Raw genomic sequence first — 20,198 nt, forward strand, 5'->3', positions numbered from 1 at the left:
TATGACGGTGCTTGTTGTCGGCTGATTAAAAATTCAGCTGGAATTGTTGGCTGCCAGGTTTTATAAAAACCCGTACACCGAGCTTTTCCTGGCTGGCGATCATGTCGCTGATCGTTGCAGTGACCGGCTGTGCCATATTTCGCAGCAATAAAGAGCAAGGTCGGGTTAAACCCGCTAGATTTACTTGTAACTGGTTGCCTTTTCTGGTTATGCTGGCTGTCAAGGCAATTTTTCCTTGAAGATCGCGTACTGTCGCCAACGCGGTTTTTCCGTCTGATAAAGCAAACAAGTGCAGTTCGACATTGGCCGTGTAATCATAATCGGGTCGTTGATCGTTACTACCAATTGCCAGCAGGGTATTTTCCCTTATATAGATGGGCAGGCTCATAAAATCATGATGTTCTTCCCGCCAGGTTCCGCCCTGGACTTGTTCGCCAGTAAGCAAGTGTGTCCAGCAGCCTTTCGGCAAATATAGGGCGACATTTCCGTCTTCACTGAAGATCGGTGCGACTAAAATGGAATCTCCCAGCATATACTGCCTGTCTAAATACTCACAACTGTGGTCGCCGGGAAATTCTAGAAGCATTGCCCGCAGGACAGGTAGCCCACGCTCGGCCGCTGTGGCCGCTATATCGTAAAGGTAAGGCATGAGACGGCATTTCCAGTTGGTGAAAAACCGTAAAACGTCAACGGCCTCCTCATCGAATAGCCAAGGCACCCGGTAGGATTTGCTGCCGTGTAACCGGCTATGACTGGACAGCAGGCCAAAGGCGCACCAACGCTTATAGACATGGGACGGTGCTGTAGTTTCGAAACCGCCGATATCATGACTCCAAAAACCAAAGCCGGATAATCCCAGTGACAATCCGCCGCGCAGGCTTTCGGCCATGGATTCGTAAGTGCCTGAACAGTCGCCGCCCCAGTGCACGGGGAAACTCTGACTGCCGACGGTAGCCGACCGGGCAAATACTACGGCATCGCTTGCTCCTTTCTTCTCCTGCAATACGTTAAACACTGTCTTATTAAATAAGTATGAATAATAATTGTGCATTTTTTGTGGATCAGAACCATCATAGTAAATTACATCAGTGGGAATTCGTTCACCGAAATCGGTCTTAAAACAGTCCACCCCCATATCAATCAGGCGGCACAGATGACTGCGAAACCACTTGCAGGCGGCCGGATTGGTGAAATCAATGATGCCTTGCCCTGGTTGCCATTTATCCCATTGCCAGACTTGTTTCTGCTGATTTTTTAGCAAATATCCGTTTTCCATGCCTTCTTTGAATAGAGCGGATTGTTGGCTGATATAGGGGTTAATCCAGACACAAATCTTTAAACCTTTATTTTTTAATCGCGTCAGCATGCCTTCTGGATCGGGAAAAGCCGCAGCGTCCCATTGGAAATCACACCAATGAAAGGCTTTCATCCAAAAACAGTCAAAATGAAATACATGTAATGGTAGCGAACGTTCTTGCATACCGGTAATAAAACGGTTGACCGTGGCTTCATCATAATTCGTGGTAAATGATGTGGTCAGCCACAGGCCAAAGGACCAGGCCGGCGGCAGGGCTGGTCGGCCCGTTAAGCGGGTATAGCGGTCAAGCACCTGCTTAGGAGTAGGACCATCAATGACATAATACTCTAACGCTTCTCCGGCTACACTAAATTGGACTTTAGATACTTTTTCCGAACCTACTTCAAAGGACACCGGCTCGGGATGGTTAACAAACACACCATAACCGTGGTTAGTCAAATAAAAGGGAATGTTTTTGTAGGCTTGTTCCGTACTGGTGCCGCCATCACGGTTCCAGGTTTCTACAGTTTGTCCGTTTTTCACAAAAGCGGAAAAACGTTCGCCTAGACCGTAGACTGTTTCGCCCACGCCTAAATTCAAGCGTTCAAACATATATGTTTGTCCAGTATGAATATCTTTGGCGTATCCCGCTGCTTTGAATTCGCTACCGGTAATAAGTTTGTCGGCATGCAGAAAATCAATTTGCCATGGACGGGATTTTTTAATGCATACCGCAAGTTCACTGCTTTGTAGCATTACTCCCTCTGATGTTTCACGGCAGGTTACCATAGCATGGCTGTCCTGGGTTACGGCAAAATTCGGCGTTGTCGGATAAATACCCTTAAAATGTTCCAAACGAACACCAATGACACCGGACTGCGGTGAGAACAAGCGCAGGGTAAACAAAGGAACGTCCAATTGATTTTCCCGGGCAGTCACATCGCCTGCTCCAATATAGACCAGCAATTCGCGAGCGTTTATCTGTATATCATGGATACAGGTCGGGTTTATAATCGTCAAATTCTCCTGTATTAGCCAATTACCATCACTAATTTTCATGTAGTTTTCCTCCTTATTGTTTTTAAAATCGCAATCATTTTTACAGCTTTTTTCACTTTATTAATTTTTTCAATAGTGTTACTATAATTTATATTATAGGTATAATCTGTAAGGTACTCTTGCATTATATTGATTACTTATAACACAATTTTGATATTTCTGATTTTATTAATTTCCGGGCAGAGCAGCATTCTCTTTAATGGGAGGAGTGGTAGAGTTGGATAAGCTGGGTTTAAAGGAAAATCGGGTCCATGGCAGTGTGATGTTTCCGCTCGGAACCTATACAATGATTTGTCAGCGCGGGGATAAAATTCTGGATTGCCACTGGCATGATGAATGGGAGTTTCTTATGGTAACAGCAGGACAGGCCCTTTTTCAAATTGAGACCTCTTATTATGAAGTACATGCCGGTCAAGCTATTTTTGTCGATGGAAGCAGCATTCATGCCGGTTATTCTCATAATAACTCGCCCTGTATTTATCGGGCGGTCGTTTTTGATCCGGTTATTCTTAGCAGTAATTCTTGCGATAACCTGCAAATTAAATTTATTGATCCGTTCATAAAAAGGCACTACGTATTGCCGAACTTTATAGCAGGCCGGAGCGACTGGGAAAGAAGGATTATCCACCATTTGTCATCCATTCTTAACGTTTGTGCGACTATTCCCCTTGGGTATGAACTAACGGTAAAGGCCAGGCTGTTACTGATATTGTCCGAGTTTGTGAAAAATAATCATGGAATGCAGGCCGATGACTCGCTGGTGAACAATTATAAATCCGAGCAAATGAAAAAAGTTCTCAATTATATCCACACAAATTATAGTCGGAAAATTGTGATTAAAAGTCTTTGTGAACAAATAAGCATGAGTGAAGGACATTTTTGCCGACTTTTCAAGAAGATGATGCGACAAACGCCTATTGAATATATCAATGCCTATAGAATTAATACTGCTGCTCAGCTATTAAAGGAAACAAATCATAATGTCCTGGAAATATCCATGAGCGTTGGTTTTGATAATCTTAGCTATTTTGACAGTCTCTTTAAAAAACGAATGAGATGTACGCCGCTTGAATACCGCAATACGAAACAAGTGTTGCGGCAAAAACTGAATTAATAGCAAAAAAAGACGGTTCCAGTGATTCACTTGTGAATCACTAGAACCGTCCCCTTGAGTCGAGTTCAGTTAGAAGGAGGGAGATCTATGCAACGTAAAATTTACTTTAGCATTTTAATTCTATATTTATGTTTTTCAGCAATAACGGTTGATGCTGCTGATTGGCACCAGTTACCAGATGGTATCTGTGCTAAATACGCGGCTCAGGAATTTGAAAAGATTGCACCACAACCTGGCGTTAACTGGTTAGATGGGAACTATGATTGGGTTTTACATGCTAACAAAGCAGGGTGGGTGACAAAACTTATGGCTAGAGATGTCATGATAGGTGCTATTGCAGAATGGCAAGGCTTTAATAGGGATGGAGGACATGTTGCTATTGTACGAGCAGTCTTGTCAGATCGTATTATAGTAGAGGAGAATAATGTAGGTAAGACAGTTGGAAAGCGTACTTATTCATTTGGTGGAATAAACTATTCTTCTGACGTAACAGAAGGTTGGGGAAAAACAACGATTAGAGCGATAAAATATGATGACATTATAAAAATGGATACTCGCAAATTTATGGGCTATATTTGGCCCGTTCGCCAAACAGACTATGATAAAGACCCGGCAAAATACCAAATATCTTATACAGAACAAATGAAAATGAAAGAGCCTCGCTATAAACATTTTTTGGAATATTGGGCTCCTACCTATATGCTTAAAGAATTTGATAAAATAGCTCCTGAACCTGGCGTAAATTGGAGAGGTAACGTGGAAACTTGGATCATTCATGCACAAGCGGCTGGATGGATTACCAGAACTACACCGCAAGATGTCCGAGTAGGTGCATTAATCATTAGAGATAATCCAGAAACACATAAAGTCAAGGTCGGAATTGTACGTGAGATCAGGAATGATCAAATTGTTGTTAACTCTCGAGCCGGTGATTTATATCCATTAACAGAAATTTTGCAAATAAATGACTTAACGTTAACTGATAAGAATGGCTTTCATTTTATGGGTTATATATGGCCCGTAAGAATTGAATACCTTGCAGAATAGTTATTAGCTATTGGTTAGGGACGCTTTTTATATAAATCCATCTTTTTAATTGATTAATAAAAAAAGATGTGCATGTTATGCAAAAAAAGGAAATAATGATTGTCTAAAGAAAACCTAGAATTTGATTAAAAAATTTCAAGAAAGTAAAGGAGCGTGGAGTCAATTTTGAGGAAAACTAATTGGATCATATTACTGGGAATACTAACATTCATGATATTTCCAGTAAATGAAAAAGCTTTTGGTCAATCTTTCCATGAAGAATCAGTTGAATTGCCAATGGCACAAGGTATCTTAAAAGGTACGTTGGAGTTACCTGAAACAACAGAACCTTGCCCCGTATTATTGATAATCGCGGGATCAGGGCCAACTGATCGAGATGGTAACAATCCTTTTGGCCTTACGCCAAACAATTTAAAAATGTTAGCAGATAATTTAGCACAGCAAGGAATTGCTTCATTGCGATATGATAAGCGAGGAATCGGCAAAAGTATTTTTAATATAAAGGAAAAAGATGTAGTTATTGAGGATTATGTACAAGATGCCAATGCCTTGGTAACTAAATTACGTCAAGATAAACGTTTTTCATCAGTAATTATTGCTGGCCACAGTGAAGGGGCGTTTGTTGGCATATTGGTGGCACAACAACAGCCAATTGATGGGCTAATTTCTTTAGCTGGCCCAGGTTATCCGCTTCAAAAAATAATTTTACGGCAAATCTCCGAACGGCAACCGCAGCTCTACCAAGCTAGCGCTGACATTATTACAAAATTAGAACAGGGAACCCGCGTGAAGGTAAATGACCCGGCCTTACAGAGTCTGTTTCGTTCTAGTGTTCAACCGTTTTTGATATCAGAATTTCGTTATAATCCTAGTACAGAAATCAGTAAAGTCAAAATTCCCATCCTTTTGATTCAAGGAACACGTGATTTGCAATTGCAAGTTGCAGACGCGAAATCTCTGCAACTTGCAAATCCCAATGCAAAGCTTGTTATAATAGACGGGATGAATCATATATTGAAATTTGTTCCAAACGATATTCAATCCAACATTAATTCTTATAGTGATCCGATAAGGCCACTAGCTGCACCATTAATTCCAGCAATAACGGATTTTATAAAGCAAATCTCAATGGATGGGAATAAATAAAGGAAATCACGGGGACGGTTCTATTGAGTCAATAAGAAAGATGTGCTAGAATTGCAAATGAGCCGGAAAAAGCTGTTGCTTGTTTTAAGCAGCTTATGAAGGAACAAGTAGAGGATAATTGTATTGAAGCGAATGATCGGAAACGGCTGACAGATCAAGAATTAAAAATAGCCGTACAAGAGTATGTAGGTATAATGAGACCAATTGAACTGCAGCATATGGAGAACGTGGAGCGAGATGAATTTTTAAGAAAAATAAAAAAGATAGCAGGAATATCGACTCGACAAATAGCAAGACTGACGGGAATTAGCCAAAGTGTGGTTGCAAAGGCCTGAATCGTTAGAACCGTCCCTCTGAGTCCAACCTGGAAGATTGACTGAGAATGAGTTAAAAATCATGGGAAGGCATTCAGAGATCGGATTTTCTATAGTGAAAGATTTGCCTGAATTTCACGATATAGCAGAAGCAATTTTTTATCGTCATGAAAAATTTAATGGTGGTGGTTATCCAACTGGAAAGGGGGGTAAAGAAATCCCATTATATGCACGAATATTAAGCATTGCCAATGCATATGAAACCATGATTTCGAATCGGGTCTACCGTAAAGCACTAACGAAAGAAAAAGCGCGACAAATAAAAAGGGATTCAATTTGACCCAGATATTGTTACTGCTTCTATTGCAATGAAAGCATAGGGAAATCATAATTGCGTGGGAGCTTAGCTCGAGACGAGATAGATAAAGGCCGAATAAAAATAACAGGAGGGTGCTGAAACGAAAGTTTTAACACCCTCCTGTTATTTTTATATAACTTGGATTGTAAAATGAAGTGCAACAAAAGAAAATAGCTCATAAAGCAACCTTCGTGTAGAATGAAGTTACCACTTTTGGAATAGTATTATTTTACGATTTCTAGTTTTTGTAATTTAGTTTCTTGATCAAATAGTCGGTTATTTATAACTTGGATACTAGCTTTAAGATCCGCGATAGAATCTTTGGTAGCAGCTGTTTCCAACATTGCAATAATATCTTTTTGACCTTCTGTCATAGAATGATGAAACATATCTTTTGTTACCATAGAATTTTCAATGTTATTTAATCTTTTTATAATCTGAGCTTGCCCATCCAATATTTGCTGTAAAAGTTCTTCCATCGTAGAACCTCCATCCTATATATAATTTTATTATACATCAAGCGGTGTTATTGTCACAATGTAAACTTAATTTTGAATGTGCTGCTGTGGTTTTTTGATGATGGAATATAATGACGTAGGTGATTCGCATCATTTAAACGCTCTGCGATTTAGTATATTATTCTAAACGGCTAGTGACAAAGGTTCCGATTGTTGTATCCTTTTTGCTTTGAATTACGTTATATGTAATTTATGGAATCATAAACATCTTTTACCTATTTCGGGAGGGTCTTGGACATTTTGATTTGCTGTTCGAGAAATTGTTTAACGAAGGCCGGAGAAATGTTATTTTGATTAGCAAGCAGGATGACGTCGGACCACTTTTCATAATCGTCGAGCGAGGAAACGCCTTTTTTTAGCAAGGCAATTAAGACGCCGTCAAGGACATCCTCTCCGGTCAATGGAATATCTTCATGATTCAGATTAGCTGAGCGAAGTATCGCTTGGCTATTTTTTTGGGCTAAAAAATGAAGCGTCAGCACTCCTGTTTCGTTGATTTTATGTGTGGCAATGATCTGGCCGGGCTGGGGAGTTTCGGTTTTGCAAAAGAAAGCCAGATCTCCTTTGTTGATGCCAATCAGCTTCATATTGTCCTGATTAATTTGGCAGGCAAAATCCGCCTCAAATTCCAGCGGAAAATCAATAAAGGACTCTGTAAGATTGTGTTCCAATGTGTCGGTGTTTGCCGGGATGATATCGAACACGGGAATCACGTTCTTGTTCTCTGGGGCAGGGCCGGTACCTTTTAGCAGCCAGTCGGTTGTTACGCCGAAAAAGTCAGCTAAGGCGATAATGGCATCATAAGAAGGTTTTACGTTGCCTGATTTATAATGGCTGATATTTTTGACGCCCGTATTTTCTTCGATTTCTTTATGTGTTAGGCCACTTTTATTTATTAGATATTTTAGACGATCGTTAAATGACATACAAACACCTCAAAATGCTTTTTATTTTAAGGTAAAATTACATTTAGTACTTGACTACGAGGTAATATTACCTTAAAATAAAAGTGCAATTAAAATTTTAACTGTACAAAATCGCTCTGACCTGTTGTGCAAGAACAGGCCTGCAATAAGTCACGATAATTTGGATCACGATTTTTAGTAGAGAAGAAAAAACGATTACATGCTGGTTGATTACAACAATTGTAGAGTGATTTAAAAAAGAGAAGGTGATGGGTTAGTTGCAGAGAGGTTAACAAGGGGCCTCTTGTTAAGACCTCTGTAGACTGAATAAAGATGTAGGTAATTTAACCGTTAAAATCAGAAAATTTGAAAAATAACAATTGGAAATTATTTTCCTAAAATAGACTACAATTTATTTCCATTATAGCGCAGAAAGCAGTTCGCTTCAATATTGGACGAAAAGAAACGCAACAGGTACGTGATGCGTTGGCAGAATTTTGAGGAGGGGAAAAATGGTTTATATTAAGGTTTTCATTGGGTTGGGACCTTCTGTCATGATGCCGGTGATTTTTTTTATTTTAGCTTTGGCCTGCGGGGTGAAAGTAGGAAAAGCTTTTAAGGCCGGAATGCTTGTGGGTATTGGGTTTGAGGGTATCAGTCTGGTCATTGGATTGCTGCTGAACAGTCTGGGACCGGCAGCAGAGGCGATGGTAAAAAGATTTGGTTTGAGTCTTACTGTTTTTGATCCAGGTTGGCCGGTAGGTGCTACGATTGGCTGGGGTTCGCCTATTGTACCCATGGTGGTTTTTGGCGCATTAGCCATTAATATTCTTTTTTTGATGCTGAATCTTACCAAAACAGTGAATATCGATGTTTTTAATTACTGGCACTTTTTGCTAACCGGCGGGGTCATTTATGCGGCAACAGCTAATGTAATGATTGCTACGCTGGGTGCCTGGATCAGTTTTGTCATCGCTTTATTTATTGCTGATTGGACAGCTCCGAAAATTCAGGAGGCCTATGACCTGAAAGGCGTTTCCTTTGCACATGCGACATCCGCTATTTATGTTCCTGTCGGGATCGCGGTTAACTGGATAATTGAGAAGGTTCCGGGGCTGAGGAACATTCACGCCGATCCGGAAAATATCAACAAAAAATTTGGTGTAATGGGTGAGCCGCTAACCCTGGGGACCTTGCTTGGAATAATACTGGGCCTATGTGCCGGATGGAATGCATCACAGGTTGTCGTATTAGGGGTGAAAGTGGCGGCAGTGATGGTTCTGTTGCCGGCCATGATTAATGTATTAGTCGAAGGGTTAATTACGGTGAGAGATGCCGCAGAAGTGGCTCTAAAACAACGTTTTCCTAACAGAGAATTTTATATCGGATTAGATACGGCTTTGTTGATTGGTGATCCGGCCGTACTGGCTACGGGACTGCTGATGATACCGGCGGCTCTGGTATTGGCAGTATTGTTGCCGGGAAACCGGGTATTGCCGTTTGTTGACCTTGCTTCGCTGGTTTTCTTAATTCCCATGACGGCACCGTATTGTAAAAAAAATATGGTGAGGATTTTTATAACGGGCTTGGTTGTTATTACGTTGGTTTTATATGCTGGCAGTGATATTGCGGCTTATTATACGCAAGCTGCCCAAATTGCCAATGTAGCCATGCCTAAGGGTTCTAGTGAGATGGCCAATATGGTTGGCGGCGCTACAACACCGTTAGGCTGGATCTTAATCAGATTATCCCTATTGTTTTCATAATAAAGGATGAGGGGTGTTGTTATGGCTAAATATTTGCTGGGAATCGATAATGGCGGGACCATGTCCAAAGCCGCGATTTATGATTTGAAAGGCCATGAACTTGCAGTTTCAAGCTGCAAAACGGAGATGCTCATGCCGCAGCCCGGATTTACAGAGCGTGATATGGACGAGCTGTGGCAGGCGAATGTGCGGTCGATAAAAGAAGTAATAGCCAAAGCACAGATTGATGCCAAGGACATTGCAGGTATTGCAACAACGGGACATGGCAATGGCATGTATCTGGTGGATGAGGCCGGACGGCCTGCATACTATGGTATTATTTCCACAGATACACGGGCCAAGGACTATGTAACTCAGTGGTATGCTGACGGGACGTTTGATGCGGTATTACCCAAAACGATGCAGTCTATTTGGGCCGGGCAGCCTGTTGCCTTATTAGCATGGTTTAGGGACCATCAGCCGGAAGTATTGGAAAAAACCAAGTGGATTTTTATGTGCAAAGATTATATAAGATACTGTTTCACGGGTCAGGCTTATGCGGAAATTACCGATATGTCCGGTACCAATTTAATGAATGTCAGAGATGTAAAATATGATGAAACGTTATTAAAAAGATTTGGCTTAGAAAAAGTGTTTGCTAAGCTTCCGTCGCTTAAATATTCGGCTGAAATTTGCGGGTTCGTTACGCCGCAGGCAGCCGCGTTAACAGGCTTGAATGCTGGGACACCTGTTGCGGGGGGATTGTTCGATATTGATGCTTCAGCCATTGCCACGGGAATTACGGATGATGACAAGCTGTGCATGATCGCAGGTACCTGGAGTATCAATGAATATATCAGCAAAAAGCCAATTGTCTCCAAAAATTTATTTATGACTTCCCTCTATTGTATGGAAGGGTATTGGCTGACAACGGAGGCCAGTGCAACTTCCGCCAGCAATTTAGAATGGTTTGTGACTCAATTTATGCGGGAAGCAAACATAACGGAGGTAAAGGAGAGTCCAGGGGTTTTCGACTATGTTAATGAGTTATTGGCTACGACTAGGCCGGAAGAGGCCAATATTATTTTCTTACCTTTCTTATTCGGTAACAATGTTGACGCGGCTGCTAAGGCTTGTTTCGTCGGTTTGAATGGCTGGCATACGAAAGCACATGTATTACGAGCCTTGTACGAGGGCGTTGTTTTCTGTCATAAGGCACATATTGACAAATTATTGGCATACCGCGAAAAACCTAAAGCTATACGTATTGCCGGTGGAGCGGCCCGTTCTAAAGTCTGGGTTCAAATATTCGCCGATGTTCTGCAAATACCAATAGAAGTGACGAACGGGACGGAATTGGGTGCGCTAGGGGCGGCTATTTGCGCAGGCATTGCTACGGGTGATTTTAAATCGTTTCATTTGGCGGCTGATTCGATGGTTCATGTGGCTTACACTTGTTTCCCGAATACGGATCATCAAAAAATCTATCTAAGAAAATATCAGTTATACCAGGAAACGATCAGCGCGTTAACTCCTATTTGGCAACAGTTATAAACGAGGGGAAGGTTGGAAATGAATTTAAAATTGGCAGGAAAATGTGCTGTAATAACCGGCGGGTCACGCGGTGTTGGTAAAGGAATTGCCTTAGCATTAGCGGATGAGAAAGTGAACATTGCCATCAATTATCATCGTAGTGCTAAGGCAGCTGAGAATTTGGTAAAAGAATTAACAGACAAGGGAGTTACAGCGATTGCCATCCAAGCTGATCTGGGAAATGCCGTCGATTGTGCACGACTGATTGATGAGGCTGCCGGGCAGTTGGGGCGGTTGGACATATTGGTCAATAATGGTGGTGTTTGGCCAAAAAATTGGTTGCAGAATATCAGTCTGGAAGAATGGAAAAAAACAGTGGATGTTAATTTGACAGCGGTGTTTTTGACAAGTCAGGCGTTTCTAAAGAAAGCCATTGCTGGAGAACAGGGCGGAAAAATATGCAATATAACATCACAAGCGGCTTTCCATGGAGCGACAACTGGGCATGCACATTATGCAGCAAGTAAAGCAGGCGTTGTTTCATTGACTGTATCCATGGCTAGAGAGCTTGCTAAATATCACATAAATGTCAATGCTGTTGCTTTAGGTTTGGTGGCAACTGACATGACCCAGCAAGCGCTGGCAACAAACCGCGATTATTATTTGCAGAGAATTCCCATCGGCAGAATTGCTATGCCGGAGGATATTGCTTCGATAGTTACGTTTATGGTTTCTGATGCAGCCGGCTATATTACCGGGGCGACGGTTGATGCTACCGGCGGCATGTTAATGAGATAATAAAGGAGAGATTTTCTATGCTAGTTGGATTGAAAGACGTACTTATTCCAGCCAGAGAACAGTATTATGCTGTTCCTGCTATGGATTGTGTAGAAGACATTATGGTAAAAACTATTTTGGATACGACGGAAGAAAAAAGATCACCTGTCATATTAATGGCTTTGGAACGTGATTTAGCGGCAAGAGGCATAGATTATATCGCCTCTGTTGTCAAAGGTGTTGCCGACCAATATGCGCAGCCGGTCGTGCTGCATTTAGATCATGCCACCAATTTTGAGATCATTAAACAGGCGATTAATTATGGTTTTACATCGGTGATGTACGATGGCTCGATGCTGTCCTTTGACGAAAATGTGATGAACACCAAAAAGATTGTCGATTACGCCCATGCCAGAGGCGTTGATGTCGAAGCTGAATTAGGGCATGTTGCTGGAAAAGAACTGGATGGGATTGAAGCCAGCGAAACCATGCTGACGGAACCCAGTGAAGTTTTGGATTTTGTGAATAAAACCAAGGTTGATGCGTTGGCAGTGTCGATTGGTACCGCCCATGGGGTATACACATCTGAACCTAAGCTCAATATTACCCGATTACAAGCAATCAATCAGATAAGTCCGGTGCCGCTTGTTTTGCATGGTGGGTCGGGGACACCTGTTGATCAAGTGCAAGAGGCGATTATTAACGGTATTACGAAGGTAAACTTATACGCGGACTTGCGTATTGCCTTACTAAAGGGCGTAACACAAGCTGTGCAAACACAAAAAAGAATCGATCCGCTGCCTGATGAGTTATTTTATTTTGCCCGGGCATCTTTAAGGGAAGTAATCGTAAAAAAAATCGATATGCTGTTTTCAGCAAATCGGGCATAGGGGGAGAAAGACATGAAGTTATTGGCTATTGGGGATATGTTTATTCCAGCAGATGTCATGCAAAACGGGTTGACAAGCCTTACAAAATACGGGGTGGATATTACCGTAAGAGAATGGAAGCATGAGAATTTAGAAGCTCTTCAAAAGGATAATTTGATCGTGGAGCAACAGGGGCCGGAAGCTGTAAAACTGCCGGATGAATTGACAGCCGGTATGGAGCAGTTTGATATACTCATTGTCCAGTTTGCTCCTGTAGCTCAGAGCTTAATTGCTAAAGCAGGGAAGCTGAAGATGATCGGTGTATTGCGGGGCGGTGTGGAGAATGTCGATTGTGACTATGCGGCTGGCAGAAATATTGCGGTGTTGAATAACGTAGGAAGAAATGCCAGGGCTGTAGCAGAATTTACGGTAGGCATGATTCTTGCGGAAGTTCGCAATATTGCTCGTTCGCATGCGGCGTTACAAAAAGGAATATGGATGAAAGAGTTTCCAAACAGCGGGTCCATTCCCGAACTTTATCATAAGAATGTGGGTATTGTAGGACTCGGGCATGTTGGTAAGCTGATAGCCGGTTACTTACAGGCGTTTGGCTGTAATATACTGGCCTACGATCCATATATCAAAGAAAAAGGGTTGGATCAGATTAAAATAGTCAGCTTAAATGAACTTTTGCAGCAAGCGGATATTATCAGTGTGAATGCCAGATTAACCGAGGATACCTATCATTTAATCGGGGCAGAACAAATATCCCTGATGAAAAAGACAGCGGTTATCGTGAATACGGCCCGTTCTGGTTTAATAGATCAGCACAGTTTAATTAAGGCCTTAAAAGCGAAACAGATTAGGGGTGCTGCACTGGATGTATTTGATGTGGAACCGCTTTTAACAGATGACGAAATACTTGGACTGGACAATATTACCCTTACGTCCCATATAGCGGGTTCGACGCGGGAAGCTTTTACAAATAGCCCCAAATTGATGGCAGGAATTATCGAAAAGGTTCTTTTAAAAAATGCTAATTTACCTAGTGTAAACGGGATAACGCCAGTATTGTAAACAAAAAAATCAGAAATCTCAAGGTAATCTTATTTGTGACTAAAATAGAATATGTGTTGTGTGAATGGACAAATCACTTTTAATTGTTATTTATCACTGTAATATAAACAAAACAATGTTTGTATTGCGGTGTTTTTTTTGTGCTTTGTAATTATTTTTTCATTTTTGGGAAATAAAACGGTTGCTTAATATTTGTTTTAATGTATAATAAACGTATACTTAAATACATTAATACGACGATACATGAATACGTAATGGAGGCGAGGATCATGTCAACGGAACCAGGCAAGCGGGAAATTTTTATGGTGGATACGACTTTGCGTGATGGCGAGCAAACGGCTGGCGTGGTTTTTGCAAATCATGAAAAGCTAGCCATAGCTAAAATGCTGGACGAATTGGGCGTTCAGCAAATTGAGGCAGGCATTCCAGTTATGGGCGGGGATGAGAAAGCAGCGCTCAAAAGTATTGTGAAAGCGAATTTAAAGGCCAGTATTATGGCGTGGAACCGTGCAGTTGTTGAGGATATTCAGACATCGATTGACTGCGGTGTGGATGCGGTGGCTATCTCCATCTCAACATCAGATATCCATATTCAATATAAGTTGCAGTCTTCACGGGAAAGAGTGCTGGAACAAATGGTTCAAGCGGTGGAATATGCCAAATCACAGGGTGTTTATATTTCCGTGAATGCCGAAGATGCTTCGCGTTCCAATGAGGCATTCCTTCACCAGTTTGCTCAGGCGGCTTTGGATGCGGGGGCGAATCGGCTGCGTTACTGTGACACGGTGGGCGTTCTGGACCCTTTTCAAACGTATGACAAGGTCAAACGGTTAATAACGAAGGTTCCGATTGATGTGGAAATGCATACACATAATGATTTTGGCATGGCTACTGCTAATGCGCTGGCGGGGATTCGTGCCGGAGCGCGTTATGTCGGTGTGACTGTGAACGGCTTGGGGGAAAGGGCAGGCAATGCGGCGTTAGAAGAGGTTGCAATGGCGTTAACGCATTTACTTGACTATGACATGCCTATTCAGTCGAAAGGCTTTTTGAAATTGTGCCAGTATGTCGCGAGTGCTTCGAATCGTAAGTTGCCTGTGTCAAAACCGATTGTCGGAAAAAATATGTTTTTTCATGAATCAGGGATTCATGTGGACGGGGCCATTAAGAATTCCCGTACTTATGAAGCCTTTGATCCAGAGGAAGTCGGTTTGGTTCGTCAGATTATCATTGGCAAACATTCAGGCAAGGCAGCGATTAAACGAAAATTTGATGAATTTGGTTTAGCTGTGAGTGACGAACAAGCGAGTTTATTATTGGAAAAAATTCGCCATTTGTCGATTGAACTGAAACGAACTTTGTTTGAACAGGAATTAAGGACGCTTTATCAGGAACTTTTTGCTTAACATCTGAGGAGAGGGGAATGAGGACAGTGGGAAAAAGTTTGACGGAGAAAATTTTACAGCACCACAAAGTGAGTGGCAGTTTGACTATGGGACAGGAATTGGCGATTAAAATTGATCATACGCTCACGCAGGATTCTACGGGAACCATGGCTTATTTGCAATTGGAGGCGCTGGGAGTAGATCGGGTTCAAACCAAGCGGTCTGTGGCTTATATTGATCACAATACACTGCAAGTGGGGTACGAGAATGCTGATGATCATGCTTATATTCAAAGTGTGGCAGCGAAATACGGGATTTATTTTTCCCGCCCTGGCAATGGAATTTGTCATCAAGTGAATCTGGAGCGGTTTAGCATTCCGGGGGATACGCTCTTAGGTTCAGACAGTCATACACCGACTTGTGGAGGTATGGGCATGCTTGCGATGGGAGCTGGCGGACTGGATGTGGCGGTGGCGATGGGCGGCGGCGCTTATTATTTGACTATGCCGGAAATTGTGAATGTCCGTTTGACAGGTTCGCTTCCTGCCTGGTCGTCAGCGAAAGATATTATTTTGGAACTCTTGCGGCGTCTGACTGTGAAGGGCGGCGTCGGGAAGGTTTTTGAATACAGCGGAGAGGGCGTGGAGACGCTGTCTGTACCGGAGCGGGCCACGATTACCAACATGGGGGCCGAATTGGGAGCTACGACTTCGATTTTCCCGAGTGACCACAATACTTATGCTTTTTTGCAGGCTCAGGGGCGCGCGGACGACTGGCAGGAACTTAAGGCTGATGCTGATGCGGTGTATGCACAGGTAATATCAATCAATTTGAATGAAATCGAACCGCTTGTGGCCTGCCCGCACAGTCCGGATCAGGTCGTACAATTGGCAACACTACCGCCGACTGCGGTGAATCAGGTATGTATCGGAAGCTGTACCAATTCTTCTTATACGGATATGATGAAGGTTGCGGAAATTTTAAAGCATCACACCGTTCATCCAGGTGTGAGTCTGGTTATTTCACCGGGGTCTAAACAGGTTTTGACGATGCTAAGTGAAACAGGTGCGCTGACGGATATGATTGAGGCCGGAGCCCGGATTCTGGAATGCGCTTGCGGACCTTGCATTGGTATGGGGCAGGCTCCGGCGACAGAAGGCGTGTCACTCCGGACGTTTAACCGGAATTTCCACGGCAGGAGCGGTACGGCGAATGCTGAAATATACTTATGCAGTCCGGAAGTTGCGGCTATTTCCGCTATCACGGGCCACATTACCGATCCACGGACAATGCAGTTAGCGCCGATTTCAGTACAAATGCCGGATGCTTTTATGATTCATGATAATCTGATCATTCCCCCGGTTGTGGATGGCAGTGAGGGTGCCATTAAACGGGGTCCGAACATCAAACCTTTCCCACAGAATCATGCTTTGCCTGATGAGCTGACAGGTTCCATTCTTCTTAAAATGGGTAACAACATTACGACGGATGATATTATGCCGTCGCCAGCCTGGCTGCTGCCGCTTCGCTCGAATATTCCGGCCTTATCCAAGCATTGTTTGACGCCCATTGATCCGGATTTTCCTGCGCGAGCTGCAAAACAAGGCGGAGGGTTTTTGGTCGCTGGTGAGAATTATGGTCAGGGATCAAGCCGTGAACACGCGGCCTTGGTTCCGCTGTATTTAGGGGTCAAAGGGGTCGTTGCCCGTTCTTTTGCGCGTATTCATGTGGCGAATCTGATTAATTCGGGTATTTTACCCCTCGTTTTTGTCCGTCCCGAAGATTATGATGTTCTTCAGGCGAACGATCAGCTTAGCTTGGATCATTTGCATGATCAGGTGAAACATGGTGATATCCTGGAATTAACCGATCGTACGCAACAAGTAACGATTCAGGTGAAAATTGCTGCGCCAACAGAGCGGCTGAAAGACATTTTGATGGCAGGCGGCCTGCTTTCCTATACAAAAAACTGTCATGAAAGGCGGCAATAAGATGAAAATTACCTTGATTCCCGGCGATGGTATTGGACCGGAAGTGACGGCTGCGGCTGTGGAAGTATTGGCAGCGGCAGGCGCGGATATTGAATGGGAAACAGTTGAAATTGGTGCTGCGGCACTAAAAAATACCGGAGCGGTGCTGCCTGATGAAGCACTGGCGACGATTCAGGCCAACCGTTTTGCTCTCAAAGGGCCTGTGACGACACCCGTTGGCAAAGGGTTTCGCAGTGTCAATGTGGCGCTTAGGCAAACGCTGAATCTTTACGCGAATGTCCGGCCTGTCAAAAGTTTTGCCGGAATACCCTCGCGGTTTACGGATGTTGATTTGGTGATTGTTCGCGAAAATACAGAAGATTTGTATGCAGGCATAGAACATGCCATTGGCGATGTTGCGGCTGAAAGTATTAAATTGATCACAGCCTCTGCATCCGAGCGTATTGCACAATTTGCTTTTGATTATGTCCGGGAACATCAGCGTCACGATGTCACGGCCGTTCATAAGGCAAATATTATGAAGCTGAGTGATGGACTGTTTCTTCGCAGTTGTGAAAAAATTGCCCAGCGTTATGAGGACATTCCCTTTCACAACTGCATTGTTGATGCCATGTGCATGAATCTGGTCCTTCATCCGGAAAATTATGATGTTCTTGTGTTGCCGAATCTGTATGGTGATATTGTATCGGATTTGTGCAGCGGTCTTGTGGGGGGGCTGGGAATGGCGCCTGGCGCGAACATTGGAGCGAACGGCGCGGTATTTGAGGCTGTTCACGGCAGTGCTCCGGATTTGGCCGGGAAGAATCTAGCCAATCCGATCGCGGCCATTCTGTCAGGGGTGTTACTCTTGCGCCATATCGGCCAGAGTGATCCGGCAAATAAGATTGCGGCGGCAGTAGAACAGACCTTGCGTGAACAGCGAGATTTGACAGCTGATTTGGGGGGGACGGCCACGACGAGCCATTTTACAGAGTCACTCTGCCAGTTGATTGCTGAAGCAGATTGAATGAAGAATTTGAGCTTTTTGGTTCTACTGTGAATACTTCGCAACTAGCGAAACTGACGGGAATTAGCTAACGTGTAGTTGCAAAGACGAACTCAATAGAACCGTCCCTTTGAGTTTATTTGATTTAAAGAAGCAGCCGATGAAAATGGGAAAAGTTCATCGGCTGCTTTGTTTTTGTGTGAATGATATTCTTTATATTAAGGAATATATGTTATACTTAAATGACAGGATTCGTCACTATCGTATTTTCTGAACTTGGAATTTTAGAAATATTGAAATATAATGAACTTATAATAATGGTGAGGTGAACACTATGACTAACGAAGAATTTCAGAAAATAGTATTAGAGAAATTAACTGGGTTAGAAAAAATCACGACCAATATTGAACGTATAGAAAGTAAAATTGAAGGCGTAGAAGGTAAATTTGAACGTATAGAAAGTAAAATTGATAAACTTGCTGCTGAGGGGCAAGAAGATATTAAAGCTATGCTCGGGCATATCGATAAAAAACTTGATGCTCAAAACGAAATCATTGATGATAAATTTGATGCGCTTAATGATCGTTTATTTAGCCAAGAGACGCAGCTTCAGCGCCTTAAAAAGCTGGCGAAGTAACCTGCAGTCAATTTGTTTGAGGGCGGCTTTGGTGGTTAATGTGTGGAAAGCAGGTGTTTTATGGAAGGGTTAAAGGAAACCTTGAAAGTAGGAATTTTATCACTTGCTGTATTGAGCAGCAGTGCTCTGGGGTCACAGACAGCAGCTGCGAATGACTGGATTTTCCCAACAATTGGGACAGGTCGGGGTACCTGGGATACGAGTGTCGGATTATTTTTTTGGAAAGATCAATCTCATGTGCGAAATTTGCAATTCCGCAGTGATATCGATTTGGGGCCGGGGGTTCGTTATCATACGCTTGTTCGTTCGAATCGGGAATTTAATAGTCTGAGCGGTTTTGAGCCTCATTTTGACGAAAATTACCTAGAAGGCTATGGTTATAAGGAAGATAATCAGGGGCGCTTCAGCGCCAGCTTGCGCGTGGGAAACATCAGGTATTTGCATTTTCCTTATCCCGATTCCATTGATATCTTTGATCAAGTGCCAGGTATCGGTGATTTGAAGGGAGAAGAAGCAACAGCTGGGAGTGCTACAGGGTATAGTGGTGAACTGTTGGAACTGGATTATGCCCACCATTCTGGTTGGGGAGCTCATGCAACGGCTTTGCGTTGGGATTTCGGCCGGAAAACTGCCGATGAAAATAGTACGAGTCACAACCGTAATGATCTGATTGATAATTATTTATTTTATCGCCATCCGATTGGGGCACTGGAATTTGAAACGCATATTGGGGGACTCGCCGTGCGGACAGAGCCGCTTGGCAGTCGTGCCCTGGGATATAATGTTTATTTGGGGACGAGGTCCCAGCATCCGGGCTTTTCAGCCGGATTGCTTTATGAGAAGCTACATAATCAACCGGCTTATACGGGGGTGTTGGTGACTTTTGCTCTTGACCCTGTTACGAAAGCCATGGGGAGTGTGGCTTTTGATTATGATCGGTCGCCGCAGGGAATTGCCATGCAGATTCCTCTTGTATCAGGCACTTACGGACATTTTGCCAAAGAGGCGCCGAAAGGTGGGATTCTTGTGGGCGAAGTGAAGGCCGAACGGCTTCGCACGTATTGGCAAAATGGACAAGCTCGTAATTATTATGAACATCGTCTGTCGGCCTGGGGAGATACATCAGGCAAGCATACGGTGGTTGTGATGATTGAACAGCCGTGGTATTTGCAGGCTGAGGCGCTTGTCAGTCCGAATAATTTCCATGATTTAAGAAAATGGGAAAGGGAGCGTCAAGGTCCCGCTCAGTTGAGTCAAAGTGTGACATACCAGTATTATGAGGTGAAATGAATAGACAGTCTCTGCTTGATTGGTATTTTCGGCAGAGGCTGTTTTTTATTTCCTTGTTATGGTTTTCTCTTGCGGCAGGATTCATTGTGAAATGAATAGAATAACAGGAATAAAAGGGGTATTTACAATTTTGTAAAGTTATGGGGGGTCA

General features: G+C 43.1%; 18 protein-coding genes. 15 read left to right on the top strand and 3 right to left on the bottom strand.

The window, feature by feature from the left end; all coding sequences use genetic code 11:
* Positions 1-25 precede the first annotated feature (25 nt).
* The gene (yicI, locus tag Ga0466249_RS00915) at positions 26-2,356 is read right to left on the bottom strand and encodes an alpha-xylosidase (protein ID WP_215827555.1); all 2,331 of its coding nucleotides are present in this window, start codon (positions 2,354-2,356) and stop codon (positions 26-28) included.
* 217 nt (positions 2,357-2,573) lie between these two features.
* Between yicI and Ga0466249_RS00920 the strand changes: the two genes are divergently transcribed.
* The 5 genes from Ga0466249_RS00920 (at position 2,574) to Ga0466249_RS00940 (ending at position 6,317) form a co-directional block, all read left to right on the top strand.
* The gene (locus tag Ga0466249_RS00920) at positions 2,574-3,470 is read left to right on the top strand and encodes an AraC family transcriptional regulator (RefSeq protein ID WP_215827556.1); all 897 of its coding nucleotides are present in this window, start codon (positions 2,574-2,576) and stop codon (positions 3,468-3,470) included.
* Positions 3,471-3,557: 87 nt separating this feature from the next.
* The gene (locus Ga0466249_RS00925; protein ID WP_215827557.1) at positions 3,558-4,517 is read left to right on the top strand and encodes a CHAP domain-containing protein; all 960 of its coding nucleotides are present in this window, start codon (positions 3,558-3,560) and stop codon (positions 4,515-4,517) included.
* Positions 4,518-4,727: 210 nt separating this feature from the next.
* Entirely contained in the window at positions 4,728-5,663 is a 936-nt protein-coding gene (locus tag Ga0466249_RS00930) for an alpha/beta hydrolase (protein ID WP_215827558.1), read from the top strand.
* A 95-nt stretch (positions 5,664-5,758) separates the two neighbouring features.
* Positions 5,759-5,998, top strand: coding sequence for a hypothetical protein (locus tag Ga0466249_RS00935; RefSeq protein WP_215827559.1), 240 nt, complete (start codon positions 5,759-5,761; stop codon positions 5,996-5,998).
* A gap of 37 nt (positions 5,999-6,035) precedes the next feature.
* Positions 6,036-6,317 carry an HD-GYP domain-containing protein gene (locus Ga0466249_RS00940; RefSeq protein WP_215827560.1) on the top strand — a complete coding sequence of 94 codons (282 nt, stop codon included), beginning with the start codon at positions 6,036-6,038 and terminating at the stop codon, positions 6,315-6,317.
* 242 nt (positions 6,318-6,559) lie between these two features.
* On the opposite strand, the gene Ga0466249_RS00945 is transcribed toward Ga0466249_RS00940, so the two are convergent.
* Both Ga0466249_RS00945 and Ga0466249_RS00950 read right to left on the bottom strand, forming a co-directional pair.
* Entirely contained in the window at positions 6,560-6,814 is a 255-nt protein-coding gene (locus tag Ga0466249_RS00945) for a hypothetical protein (protein WP_215827561.1), read from the bottom strand.
* Between the two features lie 254 nt (positions 6,815-7,068).
* Positions 7,069-7,779, bottom strand: coding sequence for a LexA family protein (locus Ga0466249_RS00950; protein ID WP_215827562.1), 711 nt, complete (start codon positions 7,777-7,779; stop codon positions 7,069-7,071).
* A gap of 491 nt (positions 7,780-8,270) precedes the next feature.
* Here Ga0466249_RS00950 and Ga0466249_RS00955 point away from each other — a divergent pair, with 491 nt between their 5' ends.
* From Ga0466249_RS00955 to Ga0466249_RS01000, 10 genes are all read left to right on the top strand, one after another.
* Positions 8,271-9,524 (top strand): PTS galactitol transporter subunit IIC, encoded by a 1,254-nt coding sequence (locus Ga0466249_RS00955; RefSeq protein WP_215827563.1) that lies wholly within the window; start codon positions 8,271-8,273, stop codon positions 9,522-9,524.
* 21 nt (positions 9,525-9,545) lie between these two features.
* On the top strand, positions 9,546-11,057 hold the full coding sequence (locus Ga0466249_RS00960) for an FGGY-family carbohydrate kinase (RefSeq protein ID WP_215827564.1): 1,512 nt from the start codon (positions 9,546-9,548) through the stop codon (positions 11,055-11,057).
* 18 nt (positions 11,058-11,075) lie between these two features.
* Positions 11,076-11,834: a 3-oxoacyl-ACP reductase family protein gene (locus Ga0466249_RS00965; protein WP_215827565.1), complete on the top strand. Its 759-nt coding sequence runs from the start codon at positions 11,076-11,078 to the stop codon at positions 11,832-11,834.
* Positions 11,835-11,851: 17 nt separating this feature from the next.
* A complete protein-coding gene (locus Ga0466249_RS00970) occupies positions 11,852-12,703 on the top strand; it encodes a class II fructose-bisphosphate aldolase (RefSeq protein WP_215827566.1) in 852 nt (283 codons plus the stop codon).
* Between the two features lie 12 nt (positions 12,704-12,715).
* Positions 12,716-13,759 (top strand): 2-hydroxyacid dehydrogenase, encoded by a 1,044-nt coding sequence (locus Ga0466249_RS00975; protein WP_215827567.1) that lies wholly within the window; start codon positions 12,716-12,718, stop codon positions 13,757-13,759.
* Positions 13,760-14,028: 269 nt separating this feature from the next.
* The gene (gene nifV / locus Ga0466249_RS00980; RefSeq protein ID WP_215827568.1) at positions 14,029-15,165 is read left to right on the top strand and encodes a homocitrate synthase; all 1,137 of its coding nucleotides are present in this window, start codon (positions 14,029-14,031) and stop codon (positions 15,163-15,165) included.
* 26 nt (positions 15,166-15,191) lie between these two features.
* On the top strand, positions 15,192-17,135 hold the full coding sequence (locus Ga0466249_RS00985) for an aconitate hydratase (protein ID WP_312889677.1): 1,944 nt from the start codon (positions 15,192-15,194) through the stop codon (positions 17,133-17,135).
* A 1-nt stretch (position 17,136) separates the two neighbouring features.
* Positions 17,137-18,141, top strand: coding sequence for an isocitrate/isopropylmalate dehydrogenase family protein (locus Ga0466249_RS00990; RefSeq protein WP_215827570.1), 1,005 nt, complete (start codon positions 17,137-17,139; stop codon positions 18,139-18,141).
* Positions 18,142-18,454: 313 nt separating this feature from the next.
* The gene (locus Ga0466249_RS00995) at positions 18,455-18,757 is read left to right on the top strand and encodes a hypothetical protein (protein WP_215827571.1); all 303 of its coding nucleotides are present in this window, start codon (positions 18,455-18,457) and stop codon (positions 18,755-18,757) included.
* Between the two features lie 60 nt (positions 18,758-18,817).
* On the top strand, positions 18,818-20,047 hold the full coding sequence (locus Ga0466249_RS01000; protein WP_215827572.1) for a hypothetical protein: 1,230 nt from the start codon (positions 18,818-18,820) through the stop codon (positions 20,045-20,047).
* The last annotated feature ends 151 nt before the right edge of the window (positions 20,048-20,198 follow it).

Source organism: Pelorhabdus rhamnosifermentans, assembly GCF_018835585.1.
GTDB lineage: Bacteria > Bacillota > Negativicutes > UMGS1260 > UMGS1260 > Pelorhabdus > Pelorhabdus rhamnosifermentans.